The organism is Kribbella speibonae, from assembly GCF_004331375.1.
Classification (GTDB): Bacteria; Actinomycetota; Actinomycetes; order Propionibacteriales; family Kribbellaceae; genus Kribbella; species Kribbella sindirgiensis.
On sequence record NZ_SJKC01000001.1, the window covers coordinates 1,851,939 to 1,867,832 of the forward strand.

Annotated in this window: 12 protein-coding genes; 8 read left to right on the forward strand and 4 right to left on the reverse strand. The window is 69.4% G+C overall.

Features of this window, described 5'->3' with window-relative positions; all coding sequences use genetic code 11:
- Positions 1 to 88: 88 nt before the first annotated feature.
- Both qcrC and E0H92_RS09325 read left to right on the forward strand, forming a co-directional pair.
- On the forward strand, positions 89 to 952 hold the full coding sequence (gene qcrC, locus E0H92_RS09320) for a cytochrome bc1 complex diheme cytochrome c subunit (protein WP_131468486.1): 864 nt from the start codon (positions 89 to 91) through the stop codon (positions 950 to 952).
- Between the two features lie 141 nt (positions 953 to 1,093).
- Positions 1,094 to 3,739 (forward strand): LuxR C-terminal-related transcriptional regulator, encoded by a 2,646-nt coding sequence (locus tag E0H92_RS09325; protein ID WP_131468484.1) that lies wholly within the window; start codon positions 1,094 to 1,096, stop codon positions 3,737 to 3,739.
- A 5-nt stretch (positions 3,740 to 3,744) separates the two neighbouring features.
- Here E0H92_RS09325 and E0H92_RS09330 read toward each other — a convergent pair whose 3' ends face one another.
- Positions 3,745 to 4,200 carry a DUF6069 family protein gene (locus E0H92_RS09330; protein ID WP_238153491.1) on the reverse strand — a complete coding sequence of 152 codons (456 nt, stop codon included), beginning with the start codon at positions 4,198 to 4,200 and terminating at the stop codon, positions 3,745 to 3,747.
- Between the two features lie 88 nt (positions 4,201 to 4,288).
- On the opposite strand from E0H92_RS09330, the gene E0H92_RS09335 reads away from it, so the two are divergent.
- The 6 genes from E0H92_RS09335 to glsA all read left to right on the forward strand — a co-directional run bounded on the left by E0H92_RS09335 (position 4,289) and on the right by glsA (position 11,801).
- The gene (locus E0H92_RS09335) at positions 4,289 to 5,221 is read left to right on the forward strand and encodes an RDD family protein (RefSeq protein ID WP_131468482.1); all 933 of its coding nucleotides are present in this window, start codon (positions 4,289 to 4,291) and stop codon (positions 5,219 to 5,221) included.
- 86 nt (positions 5,222 to 5,307) lie between these two features.
- A complete protein-coding gene (locus E0H92_RS09340; RefSeq protein ID WP_131468480.1) occupies positions 5,308 to 5,790 on the forward strand; it encodes a DUF1269 domain-containing protein in 483 nt (160 codons plus the stop codon).
- A gap of 26 nt (positions 5,791 to 5,816) precedes the next feature.
- Entirely contained in the window at positions 5,817 to 7,325 is a 1,509-nt protein-coding gene (locus tag E0H92_RS09345) for a leucyl aminopeptidase family protein (protein ID WP_131468478.1), read from the forward strand.
- Positions 7,322 to 8,989: an AbgT family transporter gene (locus E0H92_RS09350; protein ID WP_131468476.1), complete on the forward strand. Its 1,668-nt coding sequence runs from the start codon at positions 7,322 to 7,324 to the stop codon at positions 8,987 to 8,989. The genes E0H92_RS09345 and E0H92_RS09350 overlap by 4 nt, the downstream gene beginning before the upstream one ends.
- Before the next feature lie 9 nt (positions 8,990 to 8,998).
- On the forward strand, positions 8,999 to 10,789 hold the full coding sequence (locus E0H92_RS09355; RefSeq protein ID WP_131468474.1) for an SLC13 family permease: 1,791 nt from the start codon (positions 8,999 to 9,001) through the stop codon (positions 10,787 to 10,789).
- Position 10,790: 1 nt separating this feature from the next.
- Positions 10,791 to 11,801 (forward strand): glutaminase A, encoded by a 1,011-nt coding sequence (glsA, locus tag E0H92_RS09360; RefSeq protein WP_131468472.1) that lies wholly within the window; start codon positions 10,791 to 10,793, stop codon positions 11,799 to 11,801.
- Here the strand turns inward: glsA and E0H92_RS09365 are convergent.
- The 3 genes from E0H92_RS09365 to E0H92_RS09375 are packed head-to-tail and all read right to left on the reverse strand — an operon-like array spanning position 11,766 to position 15,859.
- Entirely contained in the window at positions 11,766 to 12,884 is a 1,119-nt protein-coding gene (locus E0H92_RS09365) for a S1C family serine protease (protein WP_202873550.1), read from the reverse strand. The genes glsA and E0H92_RS09365 overlap by 36 nt on opposite strands.
- 34 nt (positions 12,885 to 12,918) lie before the next feature.
- On the reverse strand, positions 12,919 to 14,820 hold the full coding sequence (locus tag E0H92_RS09370) for a hypothetical protein (RefSeq protein ID WP_131468471.1): 1,902 nt from the start codon (positions 14,818 to 14,820) through the stop codon (positions 12,919 to 12,921).
- A 7-nt stretch (positions 14,821 to 14,827) separates the two neighbouring features.
- Complete coding sequence (locus tag E0H92_RS09375; RefSeq protein ID WP_131495972.1) at positions 14,828 to 15,859, reverse strand: lysylphosphatidylglycerol synthase domain-containing protein; 1,032 nt, start codon at positions 15,857 to 15,859, stop codon at positions 14,828 to 14,830.
- Positions 15,860 to 15,894: the final 35 nt, after the last annotated feature.

Below are 15,894 nucleotides of genomic sequence, written 5' to 3' on the forward strand. Positions count from 1 at the left end.
ATCACCCGAATCGGGGGATCACCGCGGGGCGTCCGGTCGGATCTGCTGGCCGTGCAGAAGGTGTCCGGGTCGGCCCGGAGGTGCGGAGATGCGCGACGCGGACAGCGGGACCGCTCGGCCGGTACGCCGGGGACGGGTCGCCAGATCGCTGGTGGTCGGCGTGGCGCTGGTGATCGTGGGGTTCGCGTACGCCGTACTGCTGCCCGGCGGTGCTGCGGGGGCGGACGGGCCGCAGTCCGACCAGATCGACGAAGGGCGACGACTGTTCGCGGTCGGTTGCTCGAGCTGCCACGGTCTGCATGCCGAGGGTGGCACCAACGGTGAGGACCGGATGGCCGGACCTTCGCTGCTCGGCGTCGGCGCCGCCGCGGTCGAGTTCCAGGTCAGCACCGGACGAATGCCGGCCGCCCAGCCGAACGCGCAGATCCCGCGGAAGCCGCCGGTGTACAACGAGCAGGAGACTGCTGCGCTGGCGGCGTACATCGCATCGCTCGCTCCCGGCCCCGCGGTGCCGGCCGGCGAGGCGTACGACATCAGCAAGGCCACGCAGGAGGACGTCGTCCGCGGCGGTGAGCTGTTCCGGACGAACTGCACCGCCTGTCACAACTTCGCCGGCCGTGGCGGTGCGCTCCCGAACGGCCGCTATGCGCCGTCGCTGATGGACTCCACGCCGCGGAACATCTACCTGGCGATGCTCACCGGTCCGCAGCAGATGCCGGTGTTCTCCGACCATGTCCTGCTCCCTGACGACAAGCGCGCGGTCATCGCGTACATCATGGCGTTGCGGGAGCAGCCCGACCCGGGTGGGTTCGGGCTCGGGCGGCTCGGCCCTGTCTCCGAAGGCCTGTGGGGCTGGCTGGTCGGTATCGGGCTGCTGGTCGTCGTCGCGGTCTGGATCGGGGCCAAGGTGCCCCGCATGCCCGGTGGAAAGAACAGAACAGCCCACAAGTGAAGCAAACGGCTGGCCGAAACCCGGCCGCATCCGGGTCTGCCACGGTCGGCCCGAACCAGCTAGTCTCGAATTTCGGAGGAGGACGGAGGAACGGGGACAAGGAGCCAGTCAGACACGCCCGCCCAGGGGAGGGGGACGCGCGTGACGAGCCCGAGGCCCGATCGAGCGCGTGAGCAGTTCCGGTACCCGGCCGATGGGACGATCGCACGGCCGCCGCTGACGCTCGTGACGCGTGAGCGCCTGCACTCTGCCCTCGACCTCGGGGTGCGCTCGCCGCTGACGATGGTGGTCGCGCCGCCCGGGACCGGCAAGACCGTTCTGCTGTCCGACTGGGTGACACGCAGAAGGCAGTCCGCTCAGCCTGTGGTCTGGTTGCCGGGCCAGGCGCCCGGTGCGCTCGAGGGAGTCCTCGACTGGGTTCGCGGAGGCGACGGGTCGACTGTCCCGGACCCGATCGTTGTCGACGACGCCCACCTGTTGCCGGCGGCGGTCGTCGGCGAGATGGCACGCGTTCTGCAGGAGACGCCGCACGCGGTCCGGTTCCTCCTGGCCACGCGGTACGACCTGTTGTTGCCGGTGTCCGAGCTCGAGGTCAGAGGGATGGCGCTGACCCTGCGTTCGCGCGATCTGCGGTTCAACGACGCCGAGGCCGCCGCCCTGGTCCGAGCGCATGCCCAGGACGCCAGTCCAGCTGACATCATGCTGGTTCAGGAGAAGGCGGCCGGCTGGGCAGCGGCCCTGGTGCTCGCCGCCCGCACACTGCAGGCATCCGGTGACGTCGTGTGGCCCCTGGGCAATCAGGGGGAGGTCCTCGACCTGCTGCTCGGCGAGACGCTGAACACTCTCGACAAACGGGTCCAGGCGATGCTCCTCAGCACCTTCGGCGCAACCACGCTGAGCGGTCGGCTCGCTGAGGTTCTGAGCGGCGACTCCGAGGCCGGGTCGATACTCGCGGATCTCGCCGGCGGCGGCCTGCTGGTGACGGCGTACGCCGATGACGTGGCGAGCAAACCGCTGTACCGGTACCACCCGCTGCTGGTCGAACTGCTCCGCCGGCGGATCGCGGCCAGCGCCGACGACCGGCAACTGGTCGTCAGCGCACAGCATCGCTCGGCCTTGTACTACGAGAACCGGGGCGACAGCGGGTCCGCACTGCGCAGCGCCGTCGATGCCGACGACGCGGCGCTGGTCGAGCGGATCCTGCTCGGCCACGGCCCGGAGTTGCTGGCCGCGGGCAAGGCCGACCTGGTCGCGGTCGGCTTCGACGCGTTGCCGGCCGCGTACCTGGATGAGCATCCCCACCTGCTCGGCGTCCGAGGGCTGCTCCGTCGAGTGACCGGCGACGTGTCCGGTGCCGTTCTGGACGCGGCGGCGGCCGATGAACGCGCTGCCGACAAGGCTGCGGCGACACCGGACGACGACGCTCTGGAGGCGGACGCGGCACTGCTGCGACTGTGGCGGTCCCGCTACGGGTGGCAGGACGTCCAGGAGGCGATCGCAAAGGCGCGGTCACTGCTGACCGGTGGCCATAGCAGCCCTCCCGCAGTACTAGGGCCTGAGCGGCTGGCGTGGTTGCTCATCGAGCTCGCAGCCACGGAGACCTGGGCCGACGACCTGGACGCGGCACTCACCCATCTGGACGAGGCTCTCGTGACCGCACGGATGGCGGGGCACCACCGGCTGATCGCCGGCTGTCTGGCGCACCAGGCCGTCGTGCACTACGCCCGTGGCCAGGTACAGAACGCGGCCCGGTCGGCACAAGCCGCTTTCGATGTGGGAGGACGGGAGAGCCTTCCAGAGGAGTACTCCGCGCGCGCGAACGTCGTACTGGGCCTCGCGGCGGTGAACGAGCTCGACCTGGACACCGGATGGAAATACCACCGGGTGGTGGCGGGGACCGAGGTGGCCGGCTCCGACACCGTTGTCGCGGGTCTACGCACGATGCTGAGAGCCGTGCTCCTGATCGAACGGGGCCGGCTCGGGGAGGCGTTGACCGAGCTGACCGCGGACCCGACGGCAGCAGGCCCGCTGCCGTCGTTCCTGTCCCGGGACCTGGCACTGGCGCGGGCCTGGCTGGCGACACTGCTGGGGGACACGTCCACCGTTGGCACACAGGTGACGGTGCTCGAGCGCACCGGTAACTCGACGGAAGCCGGGTTGGTCCGGGCGATGACGTCGATGATCAGCGAGGGCGCCGAGACTGCGTTGAAACAGCTCGACGCGGGACTCGACCAGGCCGGCCTCTATCCGCCACTGGCCTCCGCCGCGGCCTCCTTCCGGACGGTGCTGCTCAGCCGGACCGGCGACGAGACGGCGGCGGAAGCCGCGTTGCTGGACACGCTGAACCGTGTGACCCCGCAGCACATGCTGCATGCTCTCGCGTCGGTTGCGGATGATCCGGCGTTGCTGGATCTGTTGCGCCGGAACGCTACGGGCCCGAACCCGCATCCGTACGCCGCGGCGGCGCTGGAGAAGCTGTCCGGGCACCGGTCCGGGTGGAGCAAGGCCGGCGGGATGTCGCCGTTGGTTCGTGTCCGGCCGGGCGCGCAGGCCCCGCCGCCGCGCCGGCTGGACGCTCTGGTCAACGGTGTCCATGTGCGGCTGACGGCGCGGGAAGCTGAGGTCCTTGACGAGCTTGCGCTGGGTAGTTCGTACAGCGAGATCGCTCAGGCGCTGTTCATCACCGAGAACACTGTCAAGACGCATCTGATCTCGCTGTATCGCAAGCTGGGCGTGGACAAACGGTCCGCCGCTCTGCGCGCCGCGAGGTCTACTGGGCTGCTGTAGGTCCTTCAAACCGCCGGGCGGACCCGCACTGCGCTCGTCGCGACGCCGGTGAGCAGCATCCCGGTCGCGACGCCGACGACGAGATTGATCACCGCGGTCGCGACCTTGGAGCCCGTCGATCCGGTGCTCAGGAACGGGGCCGCGGTCGCGACCAGCGTCGCCAGTGTGACGATCCAGCCGAAGAACTGCAGCGGCCGCGGCGTCGAGACCAGCAGAAGGTGCAGCAGCCCGGTGGCGACCAGTGCGGCGAACACGCACCAGAGTGCGTAGGTTGCCGTGTCGGCGTCACCCCACAGCCCCTCGCCCGCAGGCGCGAGAACCGGTACGTCGAAGAGACCGCGGGCCAGCAGAATGCCCACGATTGCAGCCAGTCCGGCGACGACTGCGGTTGCGGCCCCGCCGGCCCACAGCCGACCGGCGAGCACTCGGTCGATCATCAGCAGCCTCTCGTAGGCCGTCACGTCCGACCACCGTGGCGAGCCGGGACGGACTGTTCATCACCTGGAGCGGGTGATCCTCCCTGAGCCCCGTGACACAAAGGTATGTCGGATGACGCGTCCTGCCGCGGTCCTCGGACGGCTCGCCGGCAAGGTCACGGGCCGGGTCGTCGAAACCGTTCAGCCGGACATCGTCCTGTCCCACGTGGACCTGGACGCCCAACTCGCCCGGATAGACCTCAACCGCCTCCTCGACCGAATAGACATCGAGCGCCTCCTCGACCGAGTAGACGTAGACCGGCTGCTCGAACGGGTCGACGTGGACCGGCTGCTCGAGCGGGTCGACGTCGAGAAGCTGGTCGAACGGATTGATGTGGGGAGTTTGGTTCGGCGGGCTGGGTTGGCTGGGGTGGTGGTCGAGAGCCAGGCGCGGGTGGCGGGGTCGGTCCTTGATCTGGTGCGTAGACAGCTGGCCGGGTTGGATGCGTTGCTCGACCGGGGCGTCAGGCGCCTGCTGCGACGAGAGGTCCCGATCCCGACCGGGAACGGCCGCCTGACCATCACAGGTCACCACGCCGGCGCGGTGAGCCGAGCAGCAGCGACCGCCCTCGACCTCCTGATCATCGCAACCTCGTTCACCGTCGCCCTGGCAGGAGTGAACCTGCTGACCAACGCCTTCTGGGGCCTATCAGTACGGCGCCCACTGCCCGCGACGGTAGGCGTGGCGGCGCTGGCCGTCTGCTACGCGATCGGCTTCCTCACCATCGCCGCGCGCACACCGGGCCAAGGAATCGTCGGCCTCCGCGTCATCCGTTCGGACGGCGGCACGATCCACCCCGGGCAAGCCCTGCGATGGGTGCTCGCGTTCCCGCTCAGCGTCGTACCGCTGGGTCTGGGCTTCCTGCCGATCGTGTTCCATCGCGAGCACCGCGCCCTGCACGACCTGCTCGCCGGTACGGCGGTCGTCCACGACTGGGGCGATCGGCCCGCGGAACTCCCGGGCCCGCTGTCCGCCTTTCTGGCCCGGCAGGCCGGATCACCCTAATCGGAGGAGGACGCCGCCAGGTGCTGTTGGTGGGATGAGGCGTCCCGCGCGGCAACAGTGACGCGCCCTGCCCCGAGGAGTTCGCGATGACCCATCTGGTGGTGCTCGGTCTGGACAGCCGCGATGACGCCGAGCGCGTCATTCAGCTGACCGAGGATCTGGCGAAGCAGCAGCTCCTCCAGCGCGAGGATGCGGCGTACGCGTACAAGGACGCCAAGGGCAAGGTCCGCATCCAGCAGACCGTCAACCTGACCGGCGCGGGGGCCGCGAGCGGTGCGCTGTGGGGAAGCCTGATCGGGCTGATCTTCCTGAGCCCGATCGCCGGCCTGGCCGTGGGTGCGGCGTCCGGCGCGATCGCCGGCAAGCTCACCGACATCGGTATCAACGACGACCTGATCAAGCAGGTCGGGCAGGAACTGCAGGAAGGCCACGCGGCCGTGTTCCTGCTGGCCCGCTCGGCGACGGTCGACCGGGTGGTCGACGCGCTCAAACCGTTCAGCCCGACGATCATCCAGACCAATCTGACGAAGGAGCGCGAGGACGAGCTCGTCCAGGCCCTCCAGAGCTGATCCCCGCTCCGGCGGAGGAGGTTTTCGTGAACACGGTCCCTCGCGACTTCGATCCGGTGCCTTCGACCCGGTACCGGATCCGGGTCGGTGTCGCCTCGTTGAAGCAGGCAGCGGACGAGGCGGATGCCCTCGCCGTACCGGTCGCTGCCGGCACCGAGCCCCCGGAGGAGCTGGGCGTCGATCTGGCCGGGCTGGAGTCCGCCGGTTTCACCGGGCAGCAGGGCCAGACCTTGGTCCAGCCGCGCTCGGACGGCCCGGTGCGGGTCGCCATCGGCATCGGCGACCGCGGCGAGATCGACGCCACGCTCGTCCGCGATCTGGCCGCGGAGTACGCGCGCGCCGTCCCGTGGCTCAAGAACCTGGCCGTCGAGGTGCCGTCAGAGGCGTCGTCCGGGATCGCGGTCGCCGACTTCGCCCAGGCTGCCACCGAAGGTGTGCTGCTGGCGCGCTGGCGCTACTTCGTCGGCCGGGACGCGGATCAGCCCACGCTGGACTCGCTGCAGATCGTGGCCGCCGACGAGGATGTCTCGGCGGCGGAGACGGGCATCGAGCGCGGCCGGATCGTCGCGGCGGCGTGCAGCCTCGGCCGTGACCTGGCGAACTGCCCGGCGACGACGCTGTCCGCGGTCCGGATGGCCGAGGTCGCTGTCGAGGTCGGTACGGCGGCGGGTCTGGAGGTGGAGGTCTTCGACAAGGACCAGCTGATCGAGCTGGGCTGCGGCGGCCTGCTCGGGGTCAATCGGGGCAGCGTGGAACCGCCCCGGATGATCCGTCTGCGGTATCAACCGGCCGAGCCGACCGGGCGGATTGCCCTGGTGGGTAAGGGAATCATGTACGACTCCGGCGGTATCAGCCTGAAGCCGAGCGACGAGTCGCACGCCCAGATGAAGAACGACATGACCGGTGCCGCCGCCGTACTCGCAGGCATGACGGCGCTGCGTGACCTGGGCTGTACGACGGCTGTGACCGGCTACCTGATGTGTACCGACAACATGCCGTCGGGATCGGCGATGAAGCTCGGTGACGTCCTGACCATGCGGAACGGGACGACGGTCGAGGTGCTCAACACCGACGCGGAGGGGCGCCTGGTGATGGCCGACGCGCTGGCCCTCGCGACCGAGGAGCCCGTCGACGCGATCGTCGATATCGCAACGCTGACCGGTGCGTGCCTGCGGACGTTCGGTGTCGAGGTGGCTGGTGTGATGGGCAACGACCCGGCCGTGGTCGAGCAGTTGCGTCGGGCGGGTGACGTGGTGGACGAGCCGGTGTGGGAGTTGCCGCTGCACAAGTCGTACCGCTCCCAGCTCGACTCGACGATCGCCGACCTGACGAACATGGGCGGGATCAACGCCGGGTCGATCACCGCCGGCCTGTTCCTGCAGGAGTTCGTCGACGGCAAGCCGTGGGGCCACGTCGACATCGCGGGTACGGCGCAACTACCGGCGCCGCGGACGTGGCGGAACAAGGGCGCGACCGGCTTCGGGACCAAGCTGCTGATCGAGTTCGCCCTCCGGTTCGTCCCGCCGGGCTCATGAACGCGAAAACGGTCGGGGACAAGCCCGCCAAGAAGAGCGGGATGCAGCGCGTCCTGGACGGTATCGAGCGGGTCGGCAACAAGGTCCCGCACCCGGCGCTGATCTTCCTCGCGCTGATCGTGATCGTCATCGGCCTGTCCCAGATCCTTTCCTGGGCCGGAACGAGCGTGACCACCGAGGTCGCCGAACCGGCCACGGTCCAGGTCGCCCCCGAGTATCCCCAGGGCAGCAGCGTGCCGGGGAACGACGCCCCGCCGGCTCCGGTGATCCCGGACTACGAGATCAAGCACGAGACGATCACGGCCGAGAGCCTGATCACCGGCGACGGGATCCGCTTCATCTTCACCACGGCCGTGCAGAACTTCAACGACTTCGGTGTGGTCGCGGTGATCCTGGTCGCGATGATCGGGGTCGGGGTCGCCGAGGAGGCGGGGCTGATCGCGGCCCTGATCCGGAAGATGGTGAAGGTCGCCCCGAAAGCGGCGATCACGTTCATCATCGTGCTGCTCGGCGGCATCTCGAGCGTGGCCTCGGATGCCGGCTACCTGGTGCTGATCCCGCTCGGAGCGGCCGCGTTCGCGTCCCTCGGGCGGCATCCGCTGGCCGGTATCGCGGCGGCGTACGCCGGGGTCAGCGCGGCGTTCTTCGTGAACGTGCTGATCACGCCCGCCGACGGCATCATCACCGAGGTCACCAACGAGACGATCGGCCTGGTCGCTCCCGACGTCAGCCTGAACGTCACGCACAACTTCTACTTCAGCATCGCGGCGACGCTGTTCTGCGCGCTGGTGATGACGGTGATCACCGAGCGGCTGCTGGAGCCCCGGCTCGGCAGGTACGACCCGTCCGAGGCGCCGTCCGACGCACCGGTCGACCATCAGCCCTCCGACGAGGAGATGCGGCTGGAGTCCCGCGGGCTGCGCTGGTCGGTGTACTACCTGCTGGTGGCGGTCGCGATCGTGTCCGCGCTGACGTTCATCCCCAACGCGCCGCTGCGCAACCCGGACACCGGTGAGATCTTCGGATCGTCGCCGTTCATGAGCAGCCTGCTCTTCATCATCTCGATGCTGTTCCTCGCCGCCGGCCTCGGCTACGGCCGCGGAGCGAAGTCCCTGACCGGCAGTACGAACGTGATCAACGCGATCGTGAAGACCTTCAACGGGCTCGGCGGACTGATCTTCCTGATGCTGCTGATCGCGCAGTTCATTGCCTACTTCAACTACACGAACATGTCGACGCTGGCCGCGACCGGCCTCGCCGACCTGCTCGAGCGGGCCGACATCGGCGCGCTGCCGTTGCTGATCGGCTTCATCCTGCTGGTCTTCGTCATCGACCTGATCATGCCGGGCGTGATCCCGAAGTGGGCGATCCTGGCACCGATCTTCATCCCGCTGTTCTACCGGTTGGGCATCGCACCGCAGACCGTCGTCGCGGCGTACCGCGTCGGCGACGGCCCGGCGAACGTGATCACGCCGCTGATGGTGTACCTGCCGTTCATCGTGCTCGTCAGCCAGCGGTACCGGAAGAAGGCGGGCATGGGCACGGTGGTGTCGATGATGCTGCCCTACACCGGCATCGTGCTGGTCGCATGGACGCTGTTCTACATCGCTTGGTACCTGATCGGGATCCCCTGGGGTCCGTCCGCTCCGGTCCACCTCGGATAGGACGCAGGCATGGATGACGGCACTCTGAGCCTGATCATCCTCGGGGCGGCCGTCGTCCTGTTCGTGTGGAACAGGCTGCCCGTCGATGTGGTCGCTGTGCTGGTCGCCCTGGCGCTCTGGGCGACCGGCGTGCTGGGCTTCACCGCCGTGCTCGCGGGCTTCGGCGACCCGGTGGTGATCTTCATCGCCACCCTGTTCGTGGTGAGCGAGGGAGTCGACTCCACCGGCGTGACCGCCTGGGCCGGACAGACGATCGTCCGGTACGCCGGAACCACCCGGAGCCGGCTGCTGATCGCCGTCACGGCTCTGTGCGCGGTCCTGTCGGCCCTTATCACACTGAACGGCGCGGTCGCGGCGCTGCTCCCGCTGGTGGTCATGCTCGCGATCCGGATCGCGCAGCCGCCGTCGCGGATGCTGATGCCGCTCACATTCGCGGGCAGCGCCGGTTCGCTGCTGATGCTGACCGGAACGCCGGTGAACATCATCGTGTCGGACGCCGCGAACGACGCGGGTGCGGGGCCGTTCCCGTTCTTCTCCTTCGCCGTCGTCGGTGTTCCGCTCGTCGTCGGCACCATCGCCATCGCGGTGCTGCTCGGCCCGAAGCTGCTGCCGGCGACCCGGCCCGCCCATCCCGCCGCCGATCTCGCCGTGCATGCGGAGACGCTCGACGTGCACTACGCCCTGCAGGACGGCTTCTACCGGCTGCGAGTGCGTGAGCTCTCGCCGTTTCTCGGACAGAGCGTGCGCGACCTCGACCTGACCCCGTACCCCGGGGTGGCGATCGTCGGCGTGCAGGACGGACAGGGCCGCAACCGGACGGACGCGGCGATCGATGTCGGTGACATTCTGGTCGTCACCGGGCCGTCGGAGCACGTCACCAACCTGACCGCCGACCTGATGCTCGCGGTCAGCATGGCGCCGGTCGACCATCTGCTGACCCGTGAGGCCGGCGTGGTCGAGGCCGTGATCCCGCCGCGGTCGGCACTCGTCGGCGAGACCGTGTTCCCGGGGATGCATCGCGGCCGCGAGCTGGTGATCATCGCCGTACAACGGATGGGCAAGGACCGTGGCAAGCGGCACACCCAGTTGGCCGAAGGTGACGCGATCCTCGTCCACGGCCCCTGGGAGACCCTCGACGAGCTCAACCGGGACCGGGACATCCTGCTGGTGGACTCTCCGGAGCTCGTTCGGCGTCAGGCCGTGCCCTGGGGGTCGAAAGCCTCGATCGCCGTGGCGATCCTCGGGGCGATGGTCGTGCTGCTCGCGACCGGCGCCGTACCGCCCGCGATGGCCGGCCTGCTGGCGGCGACGGCGATGGTGCTGACCAGGGTGGTCGGTCCGCAGCAGGCGTATCGCGCCGTGTCGTGGCAGATCGTCGTCCTGATCGGCAGCCTGATCCCGTTGTCGGGGGCGATCCAGGCGAGCGGCGGCGCGGACCGGATCGCCGACGTGATCATCGACGCGGTCGGACCCGGCCGGCCGTACTTGTTGCTGCTGGCACTCTTCCTGCTCACTGCCGCGCTGGGGCAGATGGTCAGCAACACCGCGACCGTGCTGATCGTCGCACCGATCGCCGTGGCAGCGGCCGAGGGCACCGGTACGTCGGTCAAGCCGGTGCTGATGCTGATCGCGGTCGCCGGTGCGGCCTCGTTGCTGACGCCGATCTCGACCCCCGCGAACATGATGATCATGAGCCCGGCGGGCTATCGGTTCGGGGACTACTGGAAGCTCGGGCTCGTGGTGATGGCGTGGTGGTTGCTGACGGCCCTCGTCATCGTCCCGCTGGTCTGGCCGTTCTGAGATGTCCAGGTACGTCTCGACTGGTGGTCTGCCCAACGGATCGACGATCGCGGAGCTGGTCCAGGAGGCGTACGAGCGCTTTCAGGACGTCGGCGACGGCGAGGTGTCGGAGGTGTATCCCGCCTTGGCTGGTGCCGATCCGGACGGCTTCGGCGTCTGCGTCGCGACGACCGACGGCAGGTTGTACGAGGCGGGGGACGCACACCGGCCGTTCACGATCATGAGCGTCGCCAAGCCGTTCGTCTTCGCCCTCATGTGCCAGGCGGTCGGCGTCGACGCTCTCCGCGAACTCGTCGGGGTCAACGCGACCGGCCTGCCCTTCAACTCCGTCCAGGCGGTCGAACAGTCGCCGGCCGGCCGAACCAACCCGATGGTGAACCCGGGCGCGATCGCGACGACCAGCCTCACGCCGGGCAGGTCACTCGACGACCGCTGGCAGTTCATCGTCGACGGGCTGTCCCGCTTCGCGGGTCGTGAACTCGTTCTGGACCAGGACGTACTGGCGTCGGCCTTGGCCACGAACCATCGCAACCGTGCGCTCGCGGCGCTCCTGAAGAGTGTCGGCGCTCTCGACGGAGATCCGGCCGAGGCGACCGAGCTCTACACCAGGCAGAGCTGCTTGAGCATCGCTGCCGCGGACCTGGCGGTGATGGGTGCCACGCTGGCGGACGGCGGGGTCTGTCCGGTGACTCAGGAACGGGTGATCGACGCCGATGTCGCCCGGGTGACGCTGGTGGTGATGGCGATCGCGGGCCTGTACGAGACGTCGGGCGACTGGCTGCTCGACGTCGGGGTCCCGGGAAAGAGCGGGATCGGCGGCGGCATCGTGACCGTCTCACCCGGCAAGGGCGGATTGGGAACCTTCGGTCCGCGGCTGGACCGGGCCGGGAACAGCGTGCAGGGCCAGCTGGCGGCACGGTTCCTGGCCCGGCGGCTCGGCCTGGATCTGCTCGCCTCGCAGCCGGTCGCGCCGGCCTCAGGGAGCGGCGAGCGTGAGGGAGGTGGTGGCTGACGTCCCGGCGCGCACGTACGTCAGCTCGAGGGTGTCGCCGACCTTGCGGGTCAGTGTCGCGACCACGATCTGTTCACTGCTGACGGCCGGAGCGCCGTCGACCGCGGTGATCACGTCGCCGGCCTTCAAACCGGCCTTCGCGCCTGGTCCGGTCGCGGCGAGAACGAAGAGCCCGCTCGGGGCGCCGGACGCCTTGGCGAGGGCCGGTGGGATCTCCTGAAGCTGCAGGCCGGTCGTCGGGTGTCCGGGCTTCCCGGTCCGGATGAGCTCGTCGGCGATCGGGTTCGCGAGGTCGATCGGGATCGCGAAGCCCAGCCCGACGCTCCCGCCGCCGCCGACACCGGCCTCGTTCGGGACGGTGGCGATCGCGGCGTTGACACCGACCAGTTTTCCGGCGCAGTCGACCAGGGCGCCGCCGCTGTTGCCGGGGTTGATCGCCGCATCGGTCTGGATGGCGCCGATCAAGTGGTGGGTGACGCCGTCGCCGGGCACCGGCACGTACCGGTCGAGCGCGCTGACGATCCCGGACGTGACCGTGCTCGCCAGCCCGAGCGGAGCACCGAGGGCCACGACGGGCTGACCGACCTGCAGCCCGGCCGAGGAGCCGAGGCCGATCACGGGATAGCCCTTCGCCTCGTCAGAGGCCTTCAGTACTGCGAGATCGGTGCTGGGATCGCGGCCGACCAGAACGGCGGCCGAGCTGTGTCCGTCGCTGTACTGGACCGATATCGTGCCGCCGACGCCCGGTGAGATGACGTGGTCGTTGGTCAGGATGTAGCCGCCGTCGCGGAACACCTGCCCCGAGCCGGTACCGCTCTGGACACCCCGGCTGGCCGAGATCGTGACGATCGACGGCAGGATCTGGTTCGCGACCGGGATCGCCGGGCACATCGCCGTACCGGCATCGGCCGGACCCGCGGCCGGCGAGGCGTCCGCCGTACCTCCACCGCGCCGGACGCTGACCACGATCAGCGCGATCACGAGCGCCGCAACGATCACGCCCTCCGCGATCGCGACGATCAGCAGCCGGGCCGGTCCGGTCCTGGCTGCGGGTTGCGGCGGTCCGCCGTCGGCCTGGGACACATCCCGACAATAGGTACGGCGTCCGCCGGCCAGGTCACCCGATCTGGGCGACCTCTTCCGGCTGTTCTCGCACGGCGGCGGCGCGGTCGAAGTACAGGTAGCCGACGGCGGCCGCGACGAGCGGCATCACGAGGGCGAACAGCAGCGACGACACCACGTTGATCAGCGTGGGCTGCAGATCAGTTGCGAGCAGGAGGACGATTCCGGCGATCGGTCCGACGGCGAGCCCGAGCCCGACGACGATCGTGAGCCGGCCGGCGGTTCGCCACCAGCGGCCCTTCACCAGGAGCCGGCTGCGTTTCAGCGCCGTACTCGCGGACACCTGCTCCGCGATCACGGCAGGTAGCGCGAAGGCCCTGCTCACCGCGTAGTACACGGCCAGCGGGATCGTCGCCACGACTACGGTCAGGACGGCGATGACCACGAAGTACCTGAGGGCGACCGCGGCGAGTGGCCGTGCCCGCGATCGCACGTCGTGCCAGGTGAACGCAGTCGTCACTGGGACGCTGCGGTCCAGCCGGTCGAGCGTCGAGGTGACAGCGGCGAGGAGTACGACGTACGTCGCGGCTGTGAGCGCGGTGACGGCGAGGGCGAGTAGTGACGCCCAGAAACCGGTCGCGTTCTCGGTCGGAGCGCCGAGGTCGGCGGGTGCGTCGTGCCGCGCGGCCTGGAGTTCGGCGAGACCGAGCGTCGCGAGGCTCAGGACAACGAACGCGAGGGCGAATCCTCCGAACAGGCCGGGTCTCTGCCGGAACAACTGGAACGCGGCCGCGACTGCCTGGCCCCACGCGCGCCGCGTCCTCGCCGGCAACGGTGTGCTGGGACTCCAGCGAGTCCGGCTCGCTGCGAGCCAGATCAGGATGACGACCACGGTCAGCAGGAGGCCTAGCAACCACGTGCGATCGAGGGTCTCGCGGAGCAGGTTCGATCCGGTGGCAACCGCCGTACAGAAGGCGCCGGTGCTGCTCGGTCCGAGGAGCCGGCCGGCCGGTACGGTCGTACTGTCGTCGCGCCAGGTCGCCTCGGCATCCTGGACCGGTTGCACCCAGGATGCCTTCTGGTTGGGCCCGGTCGGTCCGTCGAAGAACGACCGCTGCCGCTCACCCCAGCGGCCCTCGAAAGCCAGCCACGGGTACTGCTTCAGATAGTCCGCTCGCGCCATCGGGACGTACGCGACCTTGGGCCGGAGCTCGATCCCGGGCCTCGTCGTGTCGTCGCAGCCGAGGCCCTCGGAGCCGCGGCCGAGGTACAGCCGGCGGCCGAACTTGTTGGCGTGCGAACCGGCCGCCGGGTACACGACCGGATGCGTGCCGTCGACGATCTCGAGCTTCGCGTCACCCCACCGCGCCCGCTCGGCGCCCCCGTGCTGACTGAACCCGACGGCCGTCGGGTCGGTGCGCAACGCGGCCGTCGGCGTCGTCGCGTCGAAGATCAGCTGCACGGACTCCCAGTCGCCTTCATGCGTGTTGTTGTAGTCGTTGAAGACGTAGAAGAACCAGTACTCCAGCGAGAGCAGGCCCGAGTCCGCGACCACGTGGGCGTACACGGTCGCCGGATGCGCGCGGTTGATGCGCGCCGACCATTCCGCGTAGTCGCAGCCGGGCCGCAACGGGTCGCCCGGGAAGTCCAGGAAATGGCCCGGGTACGCGCGGCCGAGATCGGTGCCTTCCGGCTGGGTCTTGACCAGGTCGGGCGGTCGCCAGGGCCCGCGGAGGGCGACCTGCTGATCACCGAGGACGGCTTCCACGTCGGTGGGCTGGAACTGTTCGCCGTACTCGCAGTTCGTGCCGCCGTCCTGAAGCCTGACGATCGGCGCGTAGCGATCCGCGAGTACGTGAGCAGCCGTGTCTTCCGGCGAGTCCGCGGCTGCGACCGGTTCGTGCAGTACGACGAACAGCAACACCGTCAGAGCGAACACCAGCGGTCTCGCGCCCATGTGGAGATCACCTGTTCCAGGTGAGCCGCCGCCACACCAGCACCGTCGCCAGTCCGACGATGACGGGTACGAGCTGGACGGCGACGCGCCAGACAAGCAGTCCCGCCACCAGATCGGTGGCCTCGATCGCACTGTGGTCGGACACGAAGGCGGCGTACGTCGCGTCCAGGACCCCGGCGCCCATCAGCGGCAGCCCGGTCAGTGGATAGACGACCATGAAGCTGCAGATCATGAGGATCACGGCGGTACTGTCCAGCTGGACGCCGACGAAACCCACGCACAGCACGAGAACGCCGGCTTCGACGAGGATCAGGATCAGCTGGCTGAGTACGGTGAGCGACCCGCGCTGGCGCATCCGGCCCGCGCTGTGCGACTGGAACGAGACGAGCCGCTCTTCCCAGGCATCCGGTCCGGCGCTGGACGGCCGCACTCGCTGGAACAGTCGTCCGAGCAGCCTCCCGATCGTCGCCGCCGTGCGTTCGGCGCGGAGAGCGTAGAGCAGCCCGCCGAGCAGTACGGCGGAACCCGCGCCGAAGACCAGAGCCGACCAGGCGAACGGGCCGTAGAAGTCGCGCGCCGCCCAGAAGATCAGGAAGCCGAAGACCGGAGCGGCGAGGCGCGCGACGTAGAACAAGGTCGTGGCGAGAGTCAGGCCCGACGCCGCGTCGGTGGCGTTGATGCCCCACGAGCGCAGCATGGCGAGCCGCAGGACGACATCGCCGGGGGAGGGCGCGATCGTGGCGACAGCCGCCGCCGCGACATCGCTGACCATCGCCCGCAGGTAGCTGAGGCCCGCGATCAGTAACGCCAGCGGAGCCGCGAGCACGGAGCGGCGGATCACCATGGCGACCAGCAGCACCGCGATCTGCCACCAGCTGAGATGGGTGAGCGCATAGCCCACCTCGCCCCAGTCCACACCGCGCAGCAAGCGCAGGAGCAACCACGCCGTGACAGCGATGAGGACGAGCCGGATCAGCCGCACCAGGGGCTTCGGGATCTTCCGCCGAGCAGCTCGGTGTGTTGGCAACGACTCGGCCACGGTCTCAGCCTGCTGCTCGCCGCTACGACTCGGCT

Excerpts from the sequence above, each read along its gene's own strand:
- qcrC (WP_131468486.1), top strand. The coding sequence starts at position 89 with ATGCGCGACGCGGACAGCGGGACCGCTCGGCCGGTACGCCGGGGACGG.
- E0H92_RS09335 (WP_131468482.1), top strand. The coding sequence starts at position 4,289 with ATGACGCGTCCTGCCGCGGTCCTCGGACGGCTCGCCGGCAAGGTCACG.
- E0H92_RS09340 (WP_131468480.1), top strand. The coding sequence starts at position 5,308 with ATGACCCATCTGGTGGTGCTCGGTCTGGACAGCCGCGATGACGCCGAG.
- E0H92_RS09350 (WP_131468476.1), top strand. The coding sequence starts at position 7,322 with ATGAACGCGAAAACGGTCGGGGACAAGCCCGCCAAGAAGAGCGGGATG.
- E0H92_RS09355 (WP_131468474.1), top strand. The coding sequence starts at position 8,999 with ATGGATGACGGCACTCTGAGCCTGATCATCCTCGGGGCGGCCGTCGTC.
- glsA (WP_131468472.1), top strand. The coding sequence starts at position 10,791 with ATGTCCAGGTACGTCTCGACTGGTGGTCTGCCCAACGGATCGACGATC.
- E0H92_RS09370 (WP_131468471.1), bottom strand. The coding sequence starts at position 14,820 with ATGGGCGCGAGACCGCTGGTGTTCGCTCTGACGGTGTTGCTGTTCGTC.